The sequence below is a fragment of the Candidatus Neomarinimicrobiota bacterium genome, assembly GCA_012964825.1.
In the GTDB taxonomy this organism is placed as follows: Bacteria; Fidelibacterota; Marinisomatia; order Marinisomatales; family S15-B10; genus UBA2125.
On record DTTI01000075.1, the window covers coordinates 32,071 to 50,767 of the forward strand.

Annotated in this window: 15 protein-coding genes and 1 tRNA gene; all 16 read left to right on the forward strand. The window is 46.2% G+C overall.

Going from position 1 to position 18,697, the window contains the following annotated elements:
• The first annotated feature begins 19 nt into the window (after positions 1–19).
• The 16 genes from EYO21_07475 to EYO21_07550 all read left to right on the forward strand — a co-directional run bounded on the left by EYO21_07475 (position 20) and on the right by EYO21_07550 (position 18,696).
• Positions 20–1,162, forward strand: a complete 1,143-nt coding sequence (locus EYO21_07475) for a PLP-dependent transferase (protein ID HIB03643.1) — start codon at positions 20–22, stop codon at positions 1,160–1,162.
• An 11-nt stretch (positions 1,163–1,173) separates the two neighbouring features.
• Positions 1,174–2,331: an aminotransferase class I/II-fold pyridoxal phosphate-dependent enzyme gene (locus EYO21_07480; GenBank protein ID HIB03644.1), complete on the forward strand. Its 1,158-nt coding sequence runs from the start codon at positions 1,174–1,176 to the stop codon at positions 2,329–2,331.
• Positions 2,332–2,334: 3 nt separating this feature from the next.
• Positions 2,335–3,039 carry a DNA/RNA nuclease SfsA gene (sfsA, locus tag EYO21_07485; GenBank protein HIB03645.1) on the forward strand — a complete coding sequence of 235 codons (705 nt, stop codon included), beginning with the start codon at positions 2,335–2,337 and terminating at the stop codon, positions 3,037–3,039.
• Positions 3,036–4,703 (forward strand): hypothetical protein, encoded by a 1,668-nt coding sequence (locus EYO21_07490; GenBank protein ID HIB03646.1) that lies wholly within the window; start codon positions 3,036–3,038, stop codon positions 4,701–4,703. The genes sfsA and EYO21_07490 overlap by 4 nt, the downstream gene beginning before the upstream one ends.
• Positions 4,700–5,782, forward strand: coding sequence for a mannose-1-phosphate guanylyltransferase (locus EYO21_07495; protein HIB03647.1), 1,083 nt, complete (start codon positions 4,700–4,702; stop codon positions 5,780–5,782). Before EYO21_07490 ends, EYO21_07495 begins: the two co-directional genes overlap by 4 nt.
• Positions 5,779–6,045 (forward strand): hypothetical protein, encoded by a 267-nt coding sequence (locus EYO21_07500; protein HIB03648.1) that lies wholly within the window; start codon positions 5,779–5,781, stop codon positions 6,043–6,045. The genes EYO21_07495 and EYO21_07500 overlap by 4 nt, the downstream gene beginning before the upstream one ends.
• A 116-nt stretch (positions 6,046–6,161) precedes the next feature.
• Positions 6,162–8,249 (forward strand): elongation factor G, encoded by a 2,088-nt coding sequence (locus EYO21_07505; protein ID HIB03649.1) that lies wholly within the window; start codon positions 6,162–6,164, stop codon positions 8,247–8,249.
• Between the two features lie 134 nt (positions 8,250–8,383).
• On the forward strand, positions 8,384–8,872 hold the full coding sequence (locus EYO21_07510; GenBank protein HIB03650.1) for an HIT domain-containing protein: 489 nt from the start codon (positions 8,384–8,386) through the stop codon (positions 8,870–8,872).
• Positions 8,865–9,080: a hypothetical protein gene (locus tag EYO21_07515; GenBank protein HIB03651.1), complete on the forward strand. Its 216-nt coding sequence runs from the start codon at positions 8,865–8,867 to the stop codon at positions 9,078–9,080. The genes EYO21_07510 and EYO21_07515 overlap by 8 nt, the downstream gene beginning before the upstream one ends.
• A complete protein-coding gene (locus EYO21_07520) occupies positions 9,080–10,939 on the forward strand; it encodes a sodium:solute symporter family protein (protein HIB03652.1) in 1,860 nt (619 codons plus the stop codon). Before EYO21_07515 ends, EYO21_07520 begins: the two co-directional genes overlap by 1 nt.
• Before the next feature lie 59 nt (positions 10,940–10,998).
• Positions 10,999–11,073: transfer RNA gene (locus EYO21_07525), tRNA-Asn, on the forward strand.
• 81 nt (positions 11,074–11,154) lie between these two features.
• Positions 11,155–12,393, forward strand: coding sequence for a flavin monoamine oxidase family protein (locus EYO21_07530; GenBank protein ID HIB03653.1), 1,239 nt, complete (start codon positions 11,155–11,157; stop codon positions 12,391–12,393).
• Between the two features lie 43 nt (positions 12,394–12,436).
• The gene (locus tag EYO21_07535; GenBank protein ID HIB03654.1) at positions 12,437–15,277 is read left to right on the forward strand and encodes a hypothetical protein; all 2,841 of its coding nucleotides are present in this window, start codon (positions 12,437–12,439) and stop codon (positions 15,275–15,277) included.
• A 58-nt stretch (positions 15,278–15,335) separates the two neighbouring features.
• Positions 15,336–16,523 carry an IscS subfamily cysteine desulfurase gene (locus EYO21_07540; protein ID HIB03655.1) on the forward strand — a complete coding sequence of 396 codons (1,188 nt, stop codon included), beginning with the start codon at positions 15,336–15,338 and terminating at the stop codon, positions 16,521–16,523.
• A 54-nt stretch (positions 16,524–16,577) separates the two neighbouring features.
• On the forward strand, positions 16,578–17,753 hold the full coding sequence (moaA, locus tag EYO21_07545; protein HIB03656.1) for a GTP 3',8-cyclase MoaA: 1,176 nt from the start codon (positions 16,578–16,580) through the stop codon (positions 17,751–17,753).
• 1 nt (position 17,754) lies between these two features.
• Positions 17,755–18,696, forward strand: a complete 942-nt coding sequence (locus tag EYO21_07550; protein HIB03657.1) for a bifunctional molybdenum cofactor biosynthesis protein MoaC/MoaB — start codon at positions 17,755–17,757, stop codon at positions 18,694–18,696.
• Position 18,697 lies beyond the last annotated feature (1 nt).

Consider the following 18,697-nt stretch of genomic DNA (forward strand, 5'->3'; position numbering starts at 1 on the left):
TTAGAGAATGGAGAATAAGATGAAATTTGACACACGTGTAGTTCGTGCTGAGATCGAGCCGGATCCCACAACTGGTTCGGTCATTCCGCCGATTTATCAAACAGCCACTTATGTTTTACCTGAAGTAGGTCGGGACAAAGGTTATGATTATACCCGCTCCGCAAACCCCACACGGCAGATGCTGGAACAATATCTGGCCGCCATCGAAGGTGGAAAGTACGGTGTCTGTTTTTCCAGCGGTATGTCAACAGTAGACAGCTGCCTGAAACTGCTTAATTCCGGGGATCATGTCATCTGTTCCGATGACGTATACGGTGGTGTTTCTCGACTTTTCAACCAAATCCTTACAAGGTATAATCTCCATTTTTCTTATGTGGACACAAGTGAACCTGAAAATGTGAAAGAAGTTCTCAAACCTGAGACGAAAATGCTCTGGATTGAATCGCCTACCAACCCTCTCATGAAGGTGACTGATCTTGAGGCTATGGCCGTGATTGCTAAAGAAAATGGGTTGTATTACGGGATAGATTCCACCTTCGCTACACCTGTTTTTCTTCGACCGCTGGAGTTCGATGCCGATATGGTGGTACACAGCACAACAAAGTATCTTAGCGGTCACAATCAGCTTATAGGTGGTGCTGTAATCACAAACCGGGAAGACATCTTTGAGGAAATGAAATTTGTTCAAAAAACCATCGGTGCGGTGCCTAGTCCTTTTGATTGCTGGCTAACCATGCTGGGTGCCAAAACGCTCCACCTCAGAATGCTACGCCACGCCGAGAATGCGCAGATCATTGCCGAATTTCTAGAATCACACTCTAAAGTTGCGAAAGTGGTCTATCCGGGTTTGCCATCCCATCCCCAGCATGAAGTTGCCAAGCGCCAAATGGAGGGTTTCAGCGGTATGATGTGTTTCGAACTGGAGGGGGGTATCCTTGCAGGCAAGACCCTCATGAATAGTGTAAAGCTGTGCGCACTGGCTGAAAGTCTTGGTGCTGTGGAAACCATGATTACCCATCCCGCAACCATGACACATGCAGATGTTCCAGAAGAGGAAAGGCAATCCCGCGGCTTGACAGATGGCCTTGTGAGATTGTCTGTCGGTATTGAAGATCCTGAAGATATTGTGGATGATCTGAAGATGGCACTGGAGAAGGTTTAAAGGAGACTGTAATGGCAGATAATGGGCATAAGATAGAGACAAAACTTATTCACGCCGGTGAGCCAGAGACGCGGCCGGCCGGCGCCGTTGTACTTCCTGTTTATCAGTCCGCAACCTTCGAGTATGGCGGTCAGACTAATTATAAAGATTTGAAATATATCAGGCTGAACAACACACCCAACCATGACGCGCTTCACGAGAAACTAGCTGCACTGGAGAATGCTGAAGCTGCCTTGGTCACTTCCAGCGGTATGTCCGCCATCTCGACCACTCTATTGACATTTCTCGGCTCAGGAGATCACCTCCTCGCTCAGAAAACGCTCTACGGCGGAACCTACAGCTTCGTAACTCACGACATTAAAAAGTGGGGTATCGATTTCACTCTCATCGATCCAGACAGTCATGACACCTGGGAACAGGTCATGACACCTGAGACAAAAGTTATCTATGTTGAAACCATGTCAAATCCCCTTCTTGAAGTGGGTGATCTGGAAGCTGTTGTGGATTTTGCCAAAAACCACAATCTCATTTCTGTTATCGACAACACATTTGCATCTTCGTTCAATTTCAGGCCACCTGAAATCGGTATCGATATCTCCATTCACAGCTGTACCAAGTATCTCAACGGGCATTCGGATATCGTCGCCGGCGCAATAATTGGTCGCGAAGATCTTGTTGAGGAAATTATACCTGTGATGAATCACTTTGGCGGTTGCCTCGATCCCCACGCCTGTTTTCTTTTGCATCGAGGTGTGAAAACGCTGGCTGTGAGGATGAAACAACACAATGAAAATGCTCAAAGTCTGGCAGAGTTTTTAGAGCAACATCCGGCCGTTGAGAAAGTTAATTATCCGGGCTTAAAATCACATCCTCGCCACGGCAGAGCCAAATCCCTCTTTGACGGCTTCAGCGGCATGTTCAGCTTTGAACCAGCCGGCGGGCTGGAGTCGGCGGAGCGATTTATGACCCGTGCCAAATTTCCCGTTTCCGCACCGAGCCTCGGCGGGATTGAAACGCTTATGACACGACCTTCCACAACATCCCATTCCGGAATGACGCCGGAGGAGCGTGAATCGGCCGGTATCAGCGACAGCCTTATACGGATCTCGGTGGGAATTGAAGCGGTGGAAGATCTTATAGACGATTTCGATCAAGCTTTATCAAACTAACCCGTGAAGATTCCCGGCCCCCTAAGGGATGCCCGTTTTGTTGAAAGACCAAACAGATTCCTGACAGTGGTGGACATAGATGGCAAACGCGTGAAGAGTCATCTCCCTGATCCTGGTCGGCTGAAGGAGCTGTTAATCCCCGGCGCTCAGCTGAAAGTTCGGCCCAGGGATAGCCAGTCATCACACAGGCGTACCTCATGGACCACACTTCTAGTAAAAAAGGAACGGCACTGGGTCTCTATCGATTCAACGCTTCCCAACAGGTTTGTCCAGAGTCTTTTAGTAAATGGAGAACTTTCCATTTTTGATTCGTACACTCTGGTTAGAAGAGAGGTGACAGTAGGCAATCACAGGTTTGATTTTCTGCTAAAAAAGAACGGAAAACCCTACTACTTGGAAGTCAAATCGGTGACGTTTGTGGAAGAGGATGTTTGTATGTTCCCAGACGCTATTACCGAACGGGGAGCCAAGCATGCATTGGCGCTAACAAATATGGTGAAAAGTGGCGTTAAAGCAGGTATTCTTTTTGTTTGTCAACGGTCCGATGCGAAACTGTTCCGACCCATGTGGGACAGAGATTGGAAATTTGCTGAAGCGCTGGTTACGGCTGAAAAGACCGGGGTTGAGATTAATGTTATCACAGCCAAGGTGACACCGTCATCCATCACCTACAACAACCAGATACCGTATGATCTAAGGCCGTTTTGAAGCGCTCTACACTACTTGTTGTCCTTTTTCTAAGGTGTGCGGCGGTTTCCCCACCGCCAGGAGGGCCGGAAGACAAAACACTTCCATCCCTAATTGATGTCTCACCACTATCAGGAACCACAGGCATTGAAGGCGGGTTAAAACTGACATTGACATTTTCTGAGCGACTCCACGAACAGACAGATGTCCAAAGGATCCGTCTTTCGCCCTCTACAGATGAAAACCTCCAGGTTGATCTGAGAAAAGATATCCTCATCGTTACATTGCCTGAAGAGCTGAGGCGTGAGCAGACCTATATCTTGACCATTACTAGAGATATTATTGACGAACGGAAGAACAGGCTCGACAAAACTTACCAGCTTGCTTTCACCACAGGAAGCAAAATTGCCAACGGGCGAATTTCAGGCACTGTGTATGAACTCGGGGAAACCTCAGCACTGGTTTATCTCTTCCGGCGCAGGGAAGTTGCTGACGACACCCTTTTACTACGTACCCCGGACTACTACACGGAAACCGATGATTCAGGCAGATTCACTTTTGATTTTCTTGACCCGGGTAAGTTCAGCGTGATGGCTCACCGGGGCGGTGCGGCACCGGCACCTCTGTCACCTTCCCGATCAACCTACGGCCTCTACTGGGAGGAGTCAGTGACTATAGACAGTGAGAATGATGTCGTTGATAATATAAACATCCGTCTTGGCAAAGAAGTGCCTCTATTTCGCGTTATTTCAACGGTCATGGAAGATGCCAAATTGGGAACGGTTACTTTTATGAATTCTTTCAAATTATCCGAATCTCCCGGTGCTGTAATTGAATTCTCTGATCCTGAGAGTTTCGCACCCATAAAAGCAGATCATATTTTCCAGTATGCCGATGAAAAGAGCCAGCTTCGCTTTTTTGTGGATGAGCTAACCGCCGGACAGGTTTATTCTCTCTCAGTATCCGGCCTGACAGACTCCGTTGGTCAATCGCTTCAAGCGGTTGACCGGCAAATCATAATTTCGGAAAAGGACAGCATCCCGCCAGAAATTCATTCCCCGCTCTCGGATAAACCTGTGACCCTTGCTCCCGGTGATGAGCCTTTGACATTTCAGTTCACTCGGCCAGTTACCGTTTCGGACACTGATTCGGTCATTACTCTAACTGACAGTGAAGAGACCTTGATTGCAATTTCCCTTACTCAGCCTGATCCTACGAGGCTGGAAGTTGTCCCCGAAACAGGCTGGCCAGAGAGTGAAAGATTTGATCTTAAACTTTACGGTTCGGAGATACTATCGGAAGATGACATTGTTATGGTTGATTCACTGTTTAACTACAGTGTGTCAGTCAGCAGAGAAAGGGGAAGGGGCGGACTCTCCGGGTATGTTACCGGATCCTATGTTGAAAAGACGATCGTGACCGCAAGACCTGTAGAAAAAAACCCGATTTCAGTGACTGTTTCGGTAAATTCCGAAGGCGAGTTTCAGATGAAAGAAATACCTGCTGGTATGTGGCTCCTTGGTGCTTTTCAAGACAAAGACGATAATGGCCGTTATACTTTTGGAAAAGCATTGCCCATGATGCCGGCCGAACCTTTTACATTGTTAAGTGATACGATTGAAGTGAGAGCCAACTGGGATGTAGAGGGAATCATCGTCACATATCCAGAGAATCAAAAACCATGAAATCACAGAAGATGTTTGGAGTGATCCTAGCCGGTGGTCAGGGAACCCGGTTCTGGCCGGTGAGCAGGAAGAACCGCCCGAAACAGCTTCTGAACATTATCGGGGATCGGACCATGCTTCAAATGACGGTGGACCGACTCCGCAAGATAAGGTTTGTAGAGGACATTTACATTGTTGTTGGATCGGACCTTGCGAAAACAATTGCGAAGGAAGTGGATGGTGTACTGAAGAAAAATATTATTGTTGAACCGTCCGGAAAAAATACGGCCCCTTCCATTGGCCTGGTGGCCTCTCATCTTCTTGCAAGAGATCCTGACGCCGTCATGGGTGTTTTCCCGGCAGATCACCTTATCGTGGGACACCGCCTTTTCTCAGGAGCACTTTCATCGGCGCTGAAGCTGGTAAACTCAGACCGCCTCCTGGTGACACTGGGTATTGTTCCTTCATCTCCTCATACAGGTTACGGCTATATTCAGTTTGATAAAAAACGACCTTTAGAAAATGGAAAGGCGTTTGGCATCAAAACTTTTGCTGAGAAGCCTACAGCCTCTGCCGCCAAACGGTTTCTTGAGAGTGGTGATTTTCTCTGGAACAGCGGCATGTTTGTCTGGAAAGCCTCAGTTTACCTCGAAGCCATGAGGGATCACATGGCCGTTCATCACGAAATCATGGAAGAGATCGGACAGGCTGTTGGGACAGGCAAGTATCAGTCAACTCTGGAAGCGAAGTGGGACTCGCTTTCGCCCGAATCGGTTGACTACGGCATTCTTGAAAAAGCGTCCAACATTTACGTTGTGAAGTCCGAGTTCACGTGGAGCGATATGGGATCGTGGAATTCCTATTTTGAACTTTTACCGAAAAAGGGTGACGGCAATGTTGTGAAAGGTGACGGCTTGGTTATCGATGGCGGAGGAAACCTCATCTATTCTTTGGATAAACTAACAACAGTTATGGGACTTAGCGATATTGCTGTTATCAACACTGATGATGCCACACTCATCGTACCGAGAGACAGGGCGGAAGAAATCAAGACTATTGTATCAATTGTGAAACAGAAAGGGAGGGACGATCTTCTTTGAAGCCGGAAGAACTGTACAATCACTTTGAGGAACTTGCCGATCAGCTCAATGTAACCATTCTTGAGGGAAAAGGTGACTTTGAGGGAGGATACTGCACGGTGAACGGTGATCAGTTTGTGGTGTTGAACAAAATACGACCTCTTGCTCAACGTCTCCGGATACTGGCGGTTTCATTCGGGGCGCTCGATCTGAAAGATCGCTACATTGTGCCAGTCCTGAGAGAATTTGTCGATTCTCATTTATTTGAAGAGGAGCGTGCTTGAGGCGAAAAGCCTTGATTTGGCTGACGTTCGTTTTTATACTCCCGTCCCTTGGCGTCCAAGCGGACGGTTGTGTAGAGCTCGGGTTACCTTTTCAAAGTTTTTAGAAAGGAATTTTCATGAGCAATATTCAGACTAAAGATATCCGCAACATTGCGATTGTGGGTCACGGTACGTCCGGCAAGACGATTCTTGCCGAAACGATGCTTTATAACGCTGGTGAGACAAACCGTATCGGGAAAATAGAAGACGGCACGACCATATCTGATTATCATCACCAGGAGATCAACAGGAAAATTTCTATCAGCAGCACACCGCTACACTGCAACTGGCTAGATAAACGGGTGAATATTCAGGATGCACCCGGTTTCCTCGATTTTCTGGGTGAAGCGAAAAGTTCGCTTCGGGTTTCCGACCTTTCTGTTATTGCTGTACCTGCCACAAGCGGTGTAGAAACAGGGACCGATATTGTGAGCGGTTATGCTGATGAATACGGAATTCCTAAAATGTTTGTGGTGACGATGCTAGACAAAGAGCACACCAAGTTTGATGCGATTTTGAGCGATCTTCAGAGTCATTTCTCACGGCGGGTCTTCCCGCTCACACTGCCGGTAAATGCCGGGGCAGGATTCAATCAGGTGGCCGACGTTCTCAGAAAGACAATGCTGACCTATAGCACTGATGCCAGTGGCAAGAGCGAAGAGGGTGATCTTCCCGATGATCTAAAAGATAAAATTGATCAGATGCACGAGGAGCTTATCGAGTTCATTGCTGAATCAGATGATACTCTGCTTGAAAAATTTTTCGATCAAGGCGGACTTTCTGAGGAAGAACTGAGAAGCGGAATTCATGAAGCTATACTTAGCGGAAGTATAATTCCTCTGGTCGCTACGGCGGCGCAAACCAATGTTGGTGTTACAAGACTCTTGGACTTTATTTCAAAGTACTGTCCTTCTCCTGCAGATGTTGCAGAGGTTAGCGTAAATAAATTGGGCTCAGATGATGAAACGATGATTACTGCCTCTACAGATCAGCCTACCTCTCTTTTCATATATAAAACTGTCAGCGAACCACATGTAGGAGAACTTTCATTCTTCCGGGTCTACTCGGGATCTGTAAAAAGTGGTCAGGATCTGAAAAATACTTCTCGCCATTCCAATGAACGAATGGGACCTATTTTTTCCATGAATGGAAAAAATAGGAAAGATGCAGGAGTGCTTAATGCAGGTGACATCGGTGCCGTAGTAAAACTGAAAAATACACATACAGGTGATACCCTTTGTGATGCGAAACTGGATGTAGAGCTTCCCGGGATTGTTTTTCCCGCACCTTCAATCCATGAAGCTGTGATTACGAAATCCAAAGGTGATGAAGAAAAAATTGCCACAGGTTTAGCGACCCTTCATGAGGAAGATCCCACTTTTGTTTATCGTGTCGATTCTGAGTTGAAGCAGACAATCATTTCCGGTCTCGGTGAACTTCAGCTAGAAATTGTTGTTGATCGTCTGAAACAGAAATTTAGCGTTGAAGTTGACTTAATCGAACCGAAAGTCCCTTATCGTGAGACAATTCGTGGTAAAGGTGAATCGAAATATCGCCATAAGAAACAGTCAGGTGGCGCTGGCCAGTTTGCCGAAGTTTGGATGACCGTTGAACCGAAAGCTCGAGGAGAAGGTGTAGAGTTTTCTAACAGTCTTGTTGGGCAGAGTGTTGATCGTGTCTTTGTGCCATCTGTCGAAAAGGGTGTTAATGCAGCTTGTGGGGAAGGAATATTGGCCGGATGTATGGTTGTGGATGTAAAGGCGAATTTCTATGATGGAAAACAGCACCCTGTGGACTCTAAAGACGTGGCTTTCCAGATCGCAGGTAAAGGCGCATTTAAAGAAGCTTTCATGGATGCCAAACCTAGTCTTTTAGAACCTATTTTGGAGATTGAAGTGAAAGTACCGGAAGATCAAATGGGTGATGTTATGGGCGATATCTCAGGCAGGCGAGGAAAGGTTTTAGGGGTGGACACAGAAGGGGGATTCCAGGTAATCAAAGCTGAAGTGCCTCAAGCAAGCCTTTATCGTTATTCCACGACACTGAGGTCCCTTACTGGTGGCCGAGGCACACACCGTGAGAAATTCAGCCACTATGAAAATATGCCTGGTGATGTCGAAAAGAAAGTGATTGCCGCGAATACAGAAACAGAAGAGGAAGAATAATCTTTGGATTCATGCATGGTATAGGGTTGAAAGAAATTTCGCTTTGATCACTCATTCCGATTATCTAATAAATATCTTAGTTCGGGCATCATTTCATTACTGTAATTCTCCAATAATCCAGACCTACATATTCCATGGATAGACTCTGGGCTCCTTGGCGCATTGAGTACTTAAGGGCTCCCAAAGAAGAGGGGTGTATTTTCTGTGATAAGCCTGCTGCAGACGATGACCGAAAAGAACTTATCCTGTACCGCGGGGAATACAGTTTTATTTTAATGAATCTCTATCCCTACAACAATGGACATCTCATGTTAGCACCTTATGTTCATGAATCCGACCCATTGAATATTCCTGTGGAAACAAAGTCTGAGATAATGGTCCTGGCAGATGCAAGTATGGAGATACTAAAGTCTGCCTTGAAGGCTGAAGGCTTTAATTTTGGGGCGAATATCGGTAAAGCCGGAGGTGCTGGTATAGCGGATCATCTTCATTACCATCTTGTACCGAGGTGGAGCGGCGACACAAACTTTATGCCTGTATTGGGGCATACCAAGATAGTTATGGAAGGTCTCAGTGAAACTTACGACAGTCTAAGGCCAGCTTTCGATAAAATAGATGCTTGATTTCGCCCAAACCTGGCTGCCATTTCTTTATCTCTATGGAGTAGGAGGTGCAGCCTTCGTTATTGGTATGATGTTGATTCTTAGAACGAAGGCACTCAACAGTGAAATACCTCGTCATAGACTCTGGATCAAGGTGCTTCTTTTTGGTTTTGGTTTTTATTTTACCTTGCACGCCGTCTTCATCATGTTGGCGTTGGGGAGTTCCTGATGGATTTGGCAGTCGGCACAAATCTCGACCGTTTCGTTATAGTCACATATTTCGTGATTGTCATGGGTTTCGGTGCCTATTTCGGGAAGTACAGCAAAACTACATCGGACTATTTTTTTGGTGGCAGGCGCTTTTCTTGGTGGCTCATATCAATCTCAATCGTTGCCACAGGGATCGGCTCCCATAGCTTTGTCAAGTATTCCACCAAGGCGTACCAGTACGGTTTCTCATCAACCATGACATACATGAACGACTGGTTCTTCATGCCGCTTTTCATGTTCGGCTGGCTCCCCATCATCTATTACACGCGCGTTGGTTCTATACCAGAATACTTCGAAAAACGATTCAATAAAACAGCAAGATCCCTCGCCATGCTCATGATACTTGTTTACATGATCGGCTACATTGCAATTCAGTTCCTGACGCTGGCAACGGCTCTGTACAGGATTTATAGTATACCACTTATGGTAACCGTGGTGATTATTGCTGTAGCTACCACCATCTATATGCACTTCGGTGGACAAACATCAGTCATCTTCACAGATCTGTTCCAGGGACTCATACTTATCTTTGCCGGACTGTTACTTTTCTTCCTCGGTCTCAACTACCTGGCCGATCACACAGCGTTGGGTGGATTGCAAGCATTCTGGCAAAATCTTACACCTGATCAGAAACTTCCGCTTGCACATTTTAACCGTCCGCCCGATTTTAATTTTGTTGGGATTTTTTGGCAGGATGGTATCGCGGGCTCTATTGGTTTTTTGTTTCTCAATCAAGGATTGATCATGCGTTTCATGGCTGCACGGAGTGTGAACGAAGGTCGAAAGGCTGCAGCCTTTAACGTACTTCTGGTATTACCTATTTCTGCCATTGTTGTTTCAAATGCCGGTTGGATCGGTCGGGCAATTGCCAACGCTGTGCCTGGAGCTCTACCTGCCGGCATGGAGGCGAATGATGTCTTTGTTGCCGTCACAAATGTGGTTTCCAGTCCGGGTGTTTTCGGCTTTATCATTGCTGCTCTATGTGCCGCCCTAATGTCTACCGCTGATACACTGGTGAACGCTTCATCAGCTATTATTGTAAATGACGTCTACCGCCCACTAGCGAAAAAAGAGGCTAATGATATAAAAGAGCTAAAAATTGCCCGTTTCACCTCCATTGGTGTGAAAGTTATAGCGGTGATTTTGGTACCTTTTTTCAATTCATTTGACTCGATCTATGAAGCTCACGGCTGGTTCCACTCAACATTCACACCGCCACTTGTTGTGGCAGTATTCCTTGGGATTTTCTGGAAACGGTTCACCACACCGGCTGTAATTGCCACGTTTGTATTGGGTGCTGCTCTGATGATTCTGGGCCAATTCTTTCCAGAACTAGTTAAACCATTTTCACACGGTATTGAATTGAGACCCGGCCGGGGATATTATTACATAGGTGCACTCTATAATATTGCAGTGTGTGCCGGTGTTGGAGTTATTGTTAGCCTTTTTACTAAGCCTGAACCTATGGAGAAGTTAAAAGGTCTAACGCTATCCGATGTGAATTCGCTGCGGGAGATATTTAAAGGAAGTAAACCGAATGATCGTCTCGGCGAAGAAGTAACAGTACTCTGGAAACTGATTGACAGTGATAAAAATATTGTTCGCTTCTCTAAACATGAGATGGATAAAATGGCTGCGGAGGTTGGTGATCTTGTCTATGTCTCAGACAGCCGTAAATGGCTCGGGGGACTCAAATCCATCCATTCGGTTTATGGTGAACCCCATGAAGAACAGGGTATTATTTACATCTCTAAAGAGCAGCTTGAACATGGACAGTTTGTTGAGGATAAATCAGTCACAGCTGAAAAAGAAATGTAACATCCTCCTTGGGTGCGCCAGCGTGAAAAGGTAAATTTGCCGCGCTTTGATTGAGATATTCCGGAGTAGCTCAATGGTAGAGCGGGTGGCTGTTAACCACTAGGTTGGGGGTTCAAGTCCCTCCTCCGGAGCAATAAATAAGCCTCTTTCGAGGCTTTTTTCATTAATAGCACTATATTTATGAAAGTGTCAACTGGTCTACAGAAAAGGAAAGAGTGTCTGATCTAACTCGTCGGGATTTTCTCCGCCAAACTATCCTTCTAGCCGCGGGTTCGGCATTTATTTCTTGTGACAATGATCCGGAAGAAGCAGACAACGACTCTCCTGGAGCTTTGTCAGGCAACAAACCCTCCAAACAAGTCATTATTGTTGGCGCGGGTATGTCTGGGTTGGTTGCGGCTTACGAGTTAAAAAGAGCCGGTCATGATGTAACAATTCTGGAAGCCAGGGACCGTATCGGGGGACGTGTGTTTACTGTACGCTCGCCATTTTCTGATGGACACCATGCTGAGGCCGGCGCCGCCCGAATCCCTCCTGATCATAACCTGACTCTAGGCTATGCTGACCATTTTGACTTAAAACTTGATCCCTTTTATCCCCTATCAGGTTCCTTTGTAGACTTAGCAGATGGGACTCGTACCGTGATTCCTACCAGCGATTTTCTGGAAGGTCGCCCCTGGCCCGGATCGGTTAAACACAAAGAATATGTAAAGATTCGGGGCGGTTCGGATTTGCTTCCTCAGTCTTTCGCTGAATCCCTTGCGGATAAGATCCAACTCTTGAAACCTGTTGAATCCATAGAGCAAAACGCCGATGGTGTGGTAGTAAAAGTTTCAGGTGGAGCCCAGTTTACCGCTGACAGAGTGCTGTGTACTGTCCCTTTGCCTGTGCTCAATAAAATCGATTTCAAACCATTACTTTCTGCTGAAAAAGTAGATGCTACGAGTGGTGGCTATAATTATGCTGCCTCTACCAGGGTTTTTGTTCAGTTCAAGGAAAGATTTTGGGAAAGCGAAGGTCTCAATGGATGGGGCTATACGGACTGGCCCGAGGAGGTCTGGCAACCGACCTGGGACCGGGATGGGCCCCGAGGAATCATTATGTCCTATTTAAGATACGATAGAGCTGTTGAACTAGATGGGATGAGTGAAGACAAACATGTTGAGAACGTGTTGAGCAGGTGGGAAAATGTCTTTCCTGGTGTGAATGATCACATTGAAAATGGTACTTCACACTCTTGGGCACTGCAGGAGTGGTCTGGTGGTGCTTGGGCATCCCCAACTGCTGCTCAATATGAAGCTTTACAGTCACACATTGGCAAGGCTGAAGGTAGAATCCACTTTGCAGGTGAACATGCATCGGATTATCATGGCTGGATGCAGGGAGCACTGGTTTCTGGGCTGAGGGCGGCTCAGGAAATCCATGAGTATGAGTCGGATTCATTAGTTGTATAAATTGACGCGCTCTGGCGCCCTTTGTTTATTCTTCACTTTCTCCATGGTATTAGGACAAGATCCTCCCACTATTCGATGGAAACAGATTGAAACCAGCCATTACCGCCTCGTATTTGCAGAGGAACTCTCACTGGAAGCCAATCGGGCAGCAAATCTCCTTGAGGCAAATTATATTCGCACTGGTGGCAGTATGGGTGGGCGCCACAGAAAAATCCCCATTGTTTTACGTAACCGCAGCGCAATACCCAATGCCTTTGTTGGTTTGGCACCATGGAAGTCGGAATGGTACCATATCCCACTGTCCCTAAAAGAAATGGGATCCCTTGAATGGTATGAGCTTCTTGCCAGCCATGAAGGTCGACACATGTTCCAGTTCGGACAGGCAGACAAACGAATTAATCGTCTTTTCAGGCTTCTGGGTGGTGAGGGGATGCAATCCATAGCGGGTTTTTTGATGATACCCGGTTGGTTTTGGGAGGGGGATGCCGTAGTCACTGAAACTTTATTATCTGAAAGTGGTCGCGGTCGCCAACCTTACTTTAACAGAGAAATTCGCGCCCTACTTTTGGATGACACCCGTTACAGTTATCGCAAGGCACTTTACGGTTCATTCAAGGAGGAATACCCAAACCATTATCATTACGGCTCTCTGATGTCGTCTCACGTGGTCAGGAGATATGGACCGGAAACACTTTCAGAGATTCTCTATCAGACGATGAAATGGCCTTTAATTAGGAATCCCTTTAATCCTTTCAGCGCTGCTTCAAAAAAAGTGACGGGTCGTTCCACTTCTCAGCTTTACCATGATGCCATGGATGAAATGGCCGGTGTTTGGAAAGATCATATCAAGGATGTTCAATTCACTGAACTTGAAGTTCTCAGTCCTGAGAACTTCAAGTTCAGGACCGACTATCTTTTTCCCGGTTATGACAAAGAAGGTAACCTTTATGCCGTTAAACGCAGTTTATCTCAATTAGCTTTGCTTGTTCAGCTAAATGAAGAGGGTGGTGAAAGGGTTATCACAGAGCTCCCCAGTATGGTGGAAGAATTGGGTATTCACATTGCCGGTGGGTTTGCAGTTTGGAATGAGATTCAACCGGATAGGCGATGGACAAAACAGAGTTGGTCCAATATAGTCCTTTGTGATTTGAAAAATGGTGGTAGAAAACAGCTTACGGAAGAGGTGCGGTACTATGCTCCTGCCATCTCAGCTGATGGATCAAGAATAGCAGTTGTAGAATTCAGTGAAACTCGAGAATGCTTTCTTGTTATCCTGGATAGTGATACAGGAAAGATTTTATACCGTTTCTCCTCAATTGGTAACACCTCCATTTTGCATCCCCGTTGGTCTGATGACGGAGAAAAAATTGTCTTTGTTTCACACCATTTAAATGGAAAGTCAATATCCGTAATCAATGTTACCAGTGGGGAGATAACAAACATCAAACCTGAATCTTGGGAGGAAGTATTTAAGCCAATTTTCAATGAAAATTTTATTATTTATGAGTCACCCTACTCAGGTATAGATAATCTTTACGCAACTGAAATATCAACTGGGGCAACATTTCAGGTTGCCTCTGTTAAGGTTGCTTCTTCGAACGCGGTCCTTTCAGCCAGCGGAGATAGTTTGGTTTTTAATGATTACACTTCCAAGGGTGATAGAATTGTATCCATATCCTTAGATCAAGACCGATGGATACCCATTCAATCAGTGAACATTCGAGATGACATCACGACTGATTCCTTGGTAAAGAAAGGTCCATCTTCCGATAATGAATCAGTAAATAAAAAGTATGAGATTACAGATTACAACCATTCTGGCTTCTTTTTCAATTTTCACAGCTGGGAAGTCATCCCTGAAACCGTAGAACCGACTTTTTCCCTTTATTCGGACAATGTTCTAGGAACTGCCAGTTTCATTTTACGGACATCTTACAACAGGAATGAAAAGAAGCTGTTTTCAGAACTGCGAGGAGGTTATCGGGGGTGGTATCCCATCTTAAGCGGCGGTCTCGGTTGGGGTGAAAGGGTCAGCCCGGACATTGTAGAAGTGCCTGTGGGTAGAGCGGACACAGCCAAAAGTCACCTCACTCATTTTTGGCAGGAGCAAAGCTTTGATTTAAGGGTCACCTTACCAATTATCAATCGGCGGTTTGGGGTCAGGATGGAAGCCTTAAACATTACAACCACCCTGCAAAGGACGACCACATCCAATCATGAAGTTGCCTTTACCTGGCAAGAGAGAGATGATCTGCCTGACACCACCCTTCCCAATACAGCTGCGGACGGCATTATTTTCCCCATTACCGTTGAGGCTAACTATGCTTTTTATACGGAAGATGCGCCAAGAGACGTGATGCCAAGAAAAGGGGCTGAGGTCGACATTGCTATTACAAATACGCCCTTCAAGAGCAATTTTAAAGGGAGCAGGGCATTTCTGGGCACAACATGGTTCCTGCCGGGGATATTCGCCCATGACGCCATTAGGGTTTCAGGGGCACTGGAGAAAAAGAAAGATGATGGATACCCTTTCCAAAGTTTAGTGGAGATGCCCCTGACCCATGAATATGTTTTCCATGAAAGTGTAACAAGCATCAGAGGTTACTACAAAGTCCCCCTTTTCTATCCCGATGGTGGATTGGACATGTTACCTCTAATGAGATGGCTAAAGTTCGGGTATGTTAAGAGGGTTTCCCTGGACATGTTTGGTGAGTGGATGCGTGGTCTTAATGGTGACACAGTCCGTGATTATCTTACCATCGGCGCCGGTTTCACTTTTGAATCAACTGCGTTCCACCTGCCGTTCACGTTGCCTCTCACCATCCTTTATGTTTATTCTCCAACTGAAGGTGTCGGATCAGTCAAATTTCGGCTCGATTTTTAGCTGGCTATGATTAACTCTGGTCGGTTTGTATATTCCTTTGAGTGATCAATCTAACAGGATGAAGCGGAAGATTTACCTCGATAACAACGCCACAACGCCCATAGACCCGGCCGTGCTTAAGGCGATGATGCCTTACTTTACCGAGAAGTTCGGGAACGCTGCTAGCAGGAACCACCCTTTTGGTTGGGAAGCGGAAGAAGCTGTTGAAAAAGCTCGCAAGATCGTTGCCGAAGATTTGAAATGTCGCCCACGGGAAATTGTATTTACCAGCGGCGCTACGGAATCGATCAATCTTGCCATTAAAGGGTATTGCCATCGAAACAGTGAAAAAGGGAAACATATTGTAACGCAGGTAATCGAGCACAAAGCTGTACTCGATACTTGCAAAGAGATGGAAAATCGGGGTTGGACAGTGACTTATCTACCGGTAGACAAAAATGGTTTGATCGATCTGGCTGAATTGAACGAGGTTATCCATGACGACACCATTCTTGTGACAATTATGCATGCGAATAATGAGATCGGGGTCGTGAATGATATAGCCAGGATCGGAGAGATATGTCGGAAACGGGATATCCGTTTCATGGTGGATGCGGCTCAGTCGTTTGGCAAGTTGCCCATTGATGTTGAGGCAATGAATATTGATATACTTGCTGCCTCTGGACACAAAATTTACGGACCAAAGGGGGTCGGTTTTCTTTATGTCCGTCAACGAAATCCGAAGGTGGAACTAAAACTCCAGATGGATGGCGGCGGTCACGAACGGGGCATGCGCTCAGGAACTCTCCCTGTGCCCCTTATTATTGGGCTTGCTGAGGCTGCCAAACTTTGCGCTGATAACAGATTTGAAGAGTCAACACGACTTAAGTCAATGCGTGATAAATTGGTAAAGAAAGTGACTTCTGATCTGCCGGACACAATTATCAACGGCAGTCTGGAACATCGACTGCCCCAGAATATCAATTTTTCTTTTCCCCACGTGGAAGGCGAGGCACTCCTCATGAAGTTGGAATCCATAGCCTGCTCATCGGGCTCGGCCTGTACCAGTGCAACACTTCAACCTAGTTACGTCATGAAAGCTCTGGGGCACAGTGAAGAACTGGCTCATTCATCTATACGCATCGCCTTCGGCCGCATGAATAAGGAAGACGATGTGGAAATCGCAGCTAAAGAAATCATTGATGCGGTGATGACCTTGAGAGAAAAATCACCCTTTCATCATATAGCAAAGTCACAGCCGGCCTGAAAAAAAGAGCTCCCACTTCCTGTTTTTTCCTTAATTTCCACGCAAGTCTCTTAGCTGACTGACCTAAGTCGAACCCTTCGCAGGGATACTTCAGTAGCGATAAGGTCTGATGCCGGTACTGTTCTGTTGGAAACGACAGGATCAGCTCCCGATCCCGTTATTTGGCGGGATAAACTTGGAAGGGGACACCTATTGAATAGTCGAACGGAAACAGTAGATATATCATCCGCATCGCTTGCTAGACATGGCGAATTGATTGTCGATCAGTTCGGACGCACGTTTGACTATGTCCGTATCGCGGTAAACGAACGATGTAATCTTCGGTGTGTTTACTGCATGCCTGAGGAAGGTGTCGATTTTCTTCCCCAAAAAGATCTCCTCACAACAGATGAAATCAATCGATTAATATCCATCCTGGTCGAAAGTGGGGTAAAAAAAATCCGATTTACGGGGGGTGAACCCCTTCTCCATAAAGATATTGTTTCTCTTGTGGGTTTTGCAGCAAATGCGGGGGTCAAATCAGTCCATCTTACCACAAACGGCTTGTTGCTGGAAAAAGTGGCAAAACCTCTTCTGGATGCGGGACTAACGGGCATCAACATCAGCCTGGATACTCTAGATCATCAAAAATTTGTAGAGATTACCCGACGAGAAGGGGTGGAGAAAGTAATAGATGCGCTAAACCTTGCCCTCTCTTTGGAATTTCGATCCGTGAAAATAAATGTTGTGTTCATGCGGGATTTTAACCACAGGGAGATCGGAGACTTTATTGAACTGACACGGGAAAAACCTCTGACAGTTCGATTCATCGAATTGATGCCCTTTGACGCTCACCAGATCTGGAAGACGGGAAAATTTTTCGGTGCTGAGCTTATCGAAAAAGAAATTCGCCGTCTCCATCCAGGAATTGAACCCGATTCCGGTACAGCCACGGAACACAGTTTATTCAAAGTGCCCGGTTATGCCGGTAAAGTGGGAATTATCCCCGCCTTTACCCGCAGCTTTTGCGGTGAGTGCAACCGTATTCGGGTTACAGCCGATGGGAAGATCAGGAACTGTCTCTACTCAGATGATGAATTTGATCTGAAGGGACTTATTCGGAACGGTGCTAACGACGTGGAGATTGGTAAGGTGATCCGTCGTGCCATGTGGATGAAGCCGGAAGACGGGTGGGTAGCCCAAAGACAGGAAGACCACGGCAGGGAAAGTATGACAAAGATCGGAGGATGAATTGATCAAATTTTCTCATTTAGATGAAAAAGGCGATGTGGAAATGGTGGATGTTACTGATAAGCCAGCTACCGAGAGAACAGCCAGAGCTGAAGGCAAAATCAGCATGAAAAAAGAGACTCTGGCGTTGCTTCTTGAAAATGAACTTCCCAAAGGCAATGTTCTGACCACCGCCAAAATCGCCGGTATCCAGGCGGCGAAAAAAACATCCGATCTTATCCCTTTATGTCATCCCTTGAATGTTTCCTGGGTTAATATTGAGTTTGAGCCTGAGGGGGACCATATTCTCATTAAAGCAGTAGCAAAAACAAAAGAAGCAACAGGAATTGAGATGGAGGTGCTTACAGCGGTTAGTGTAGCAGCACTCACCATTTACGATATGTGCAAGGCTGTGGATAAGACCATGGTCATTTCGGACGTTCATCTGTTGGAGAAAAAGGGCGGCAAAAGTGAACATCGAACCGATTACTCTGTCAAAACGGCCGTTCTGGTTCTCTCCCAGTCGGTCCATGAAGGAAAAAGTGAGGATACCTCCGGTAAAATATTGGAACAAGGGCTGTCCAAAAACGGATGCAAAATTGACCACACCGAGGTGATTCCCGACGACAGCGAGCAGTTAAAGACAGTTATGAATGATCTCATTTCAAAGAATTTTGAACTTGTGGTCACCTCCGGCGGAACCGGGGTAGGGCCCTATGATATTACCATCGACATCATAGAGCCGATGCTCTCGCAGCGACTGCCCGGTGTTGAACAGGCTCTTCACAGCTACGGCCGATCTAAAACACCGACAGCCATGCTTTCCAGGCTTCTGGCCGGCCGGATTGGTAACACCTTTGTCATTTGTTTGCCGGGCAGTCCCGGTGCGTCGAAGGATGCACTTACAGTACTCATTCCGGATTTCCTTCATGTGTTCCCAATGATAGAGGGAAAACGACACTAAA

Excerpts from the sequence above, each read along its gene's own strand:
- EYO21_07505 (HIB03649.1), top strand. The coding sequence starts at position 6,162 with ATGAGCAATATTCAGACTAAAGATATCCGCAACATTGCGATTGTGGGT.
- EYO21_07535 (HIB03654.1), top strand. The coding sequence starts at position 12,437 with ATGGTATTAGGACAAGATCCTCCCACTATTCGATGGAAACAGATTGAA.
- EYO21_07515 (HIB03651.1), top strand. The coding sequence starts at position 8,865 with ATGCTTGATTTCGCCCAAACCTGGCTGCCATTTCTTTATCTCTATGGA.
- EYO21_07540 (HIB03655.1), top strand. The coding sequence starts at position 15,336 with ATGAAGCGGAAGATTTACCTCGATAACAACGCCACAACGCCCATAGAC.
- EYO21_07480 (HIB03644.1), top strand. The coding sequence starts at position 1,174 with ATGGCAGATAATGGGCATAAGATAGAGACAAAACTTATTCACGCCGGT.
- EYO21_07520 (HIB03652.1), top strand. The coding sequence starts at position 9,080 with ATGGATTTGGCAGTCGGCACAAATCTCGACCGTTTCGTTATAGTCACA.
- EYO21_07510 (HIB03650.1), top strand. The coding sequence starts at position 8,384 with ATGGATAGACTCTGGGCTCCTTGGCGCATTGAGTACTTAAGGGCTCCC.
- EYO21_07475 (HIB03643.1), top strand. The coding sequence starts at position 20 with ATGAAATTTGACACACGTGTAGTTCGTGCTGAGATCGAGCCGGATCCC.
- EYO21_07495 (HIB03647.1), top strand. The coding sequence starts at position 4,700 with ATGAAATCACAGAAGATGTTTGGAGTGATCCTAGCCGGTGGTCAGGGA.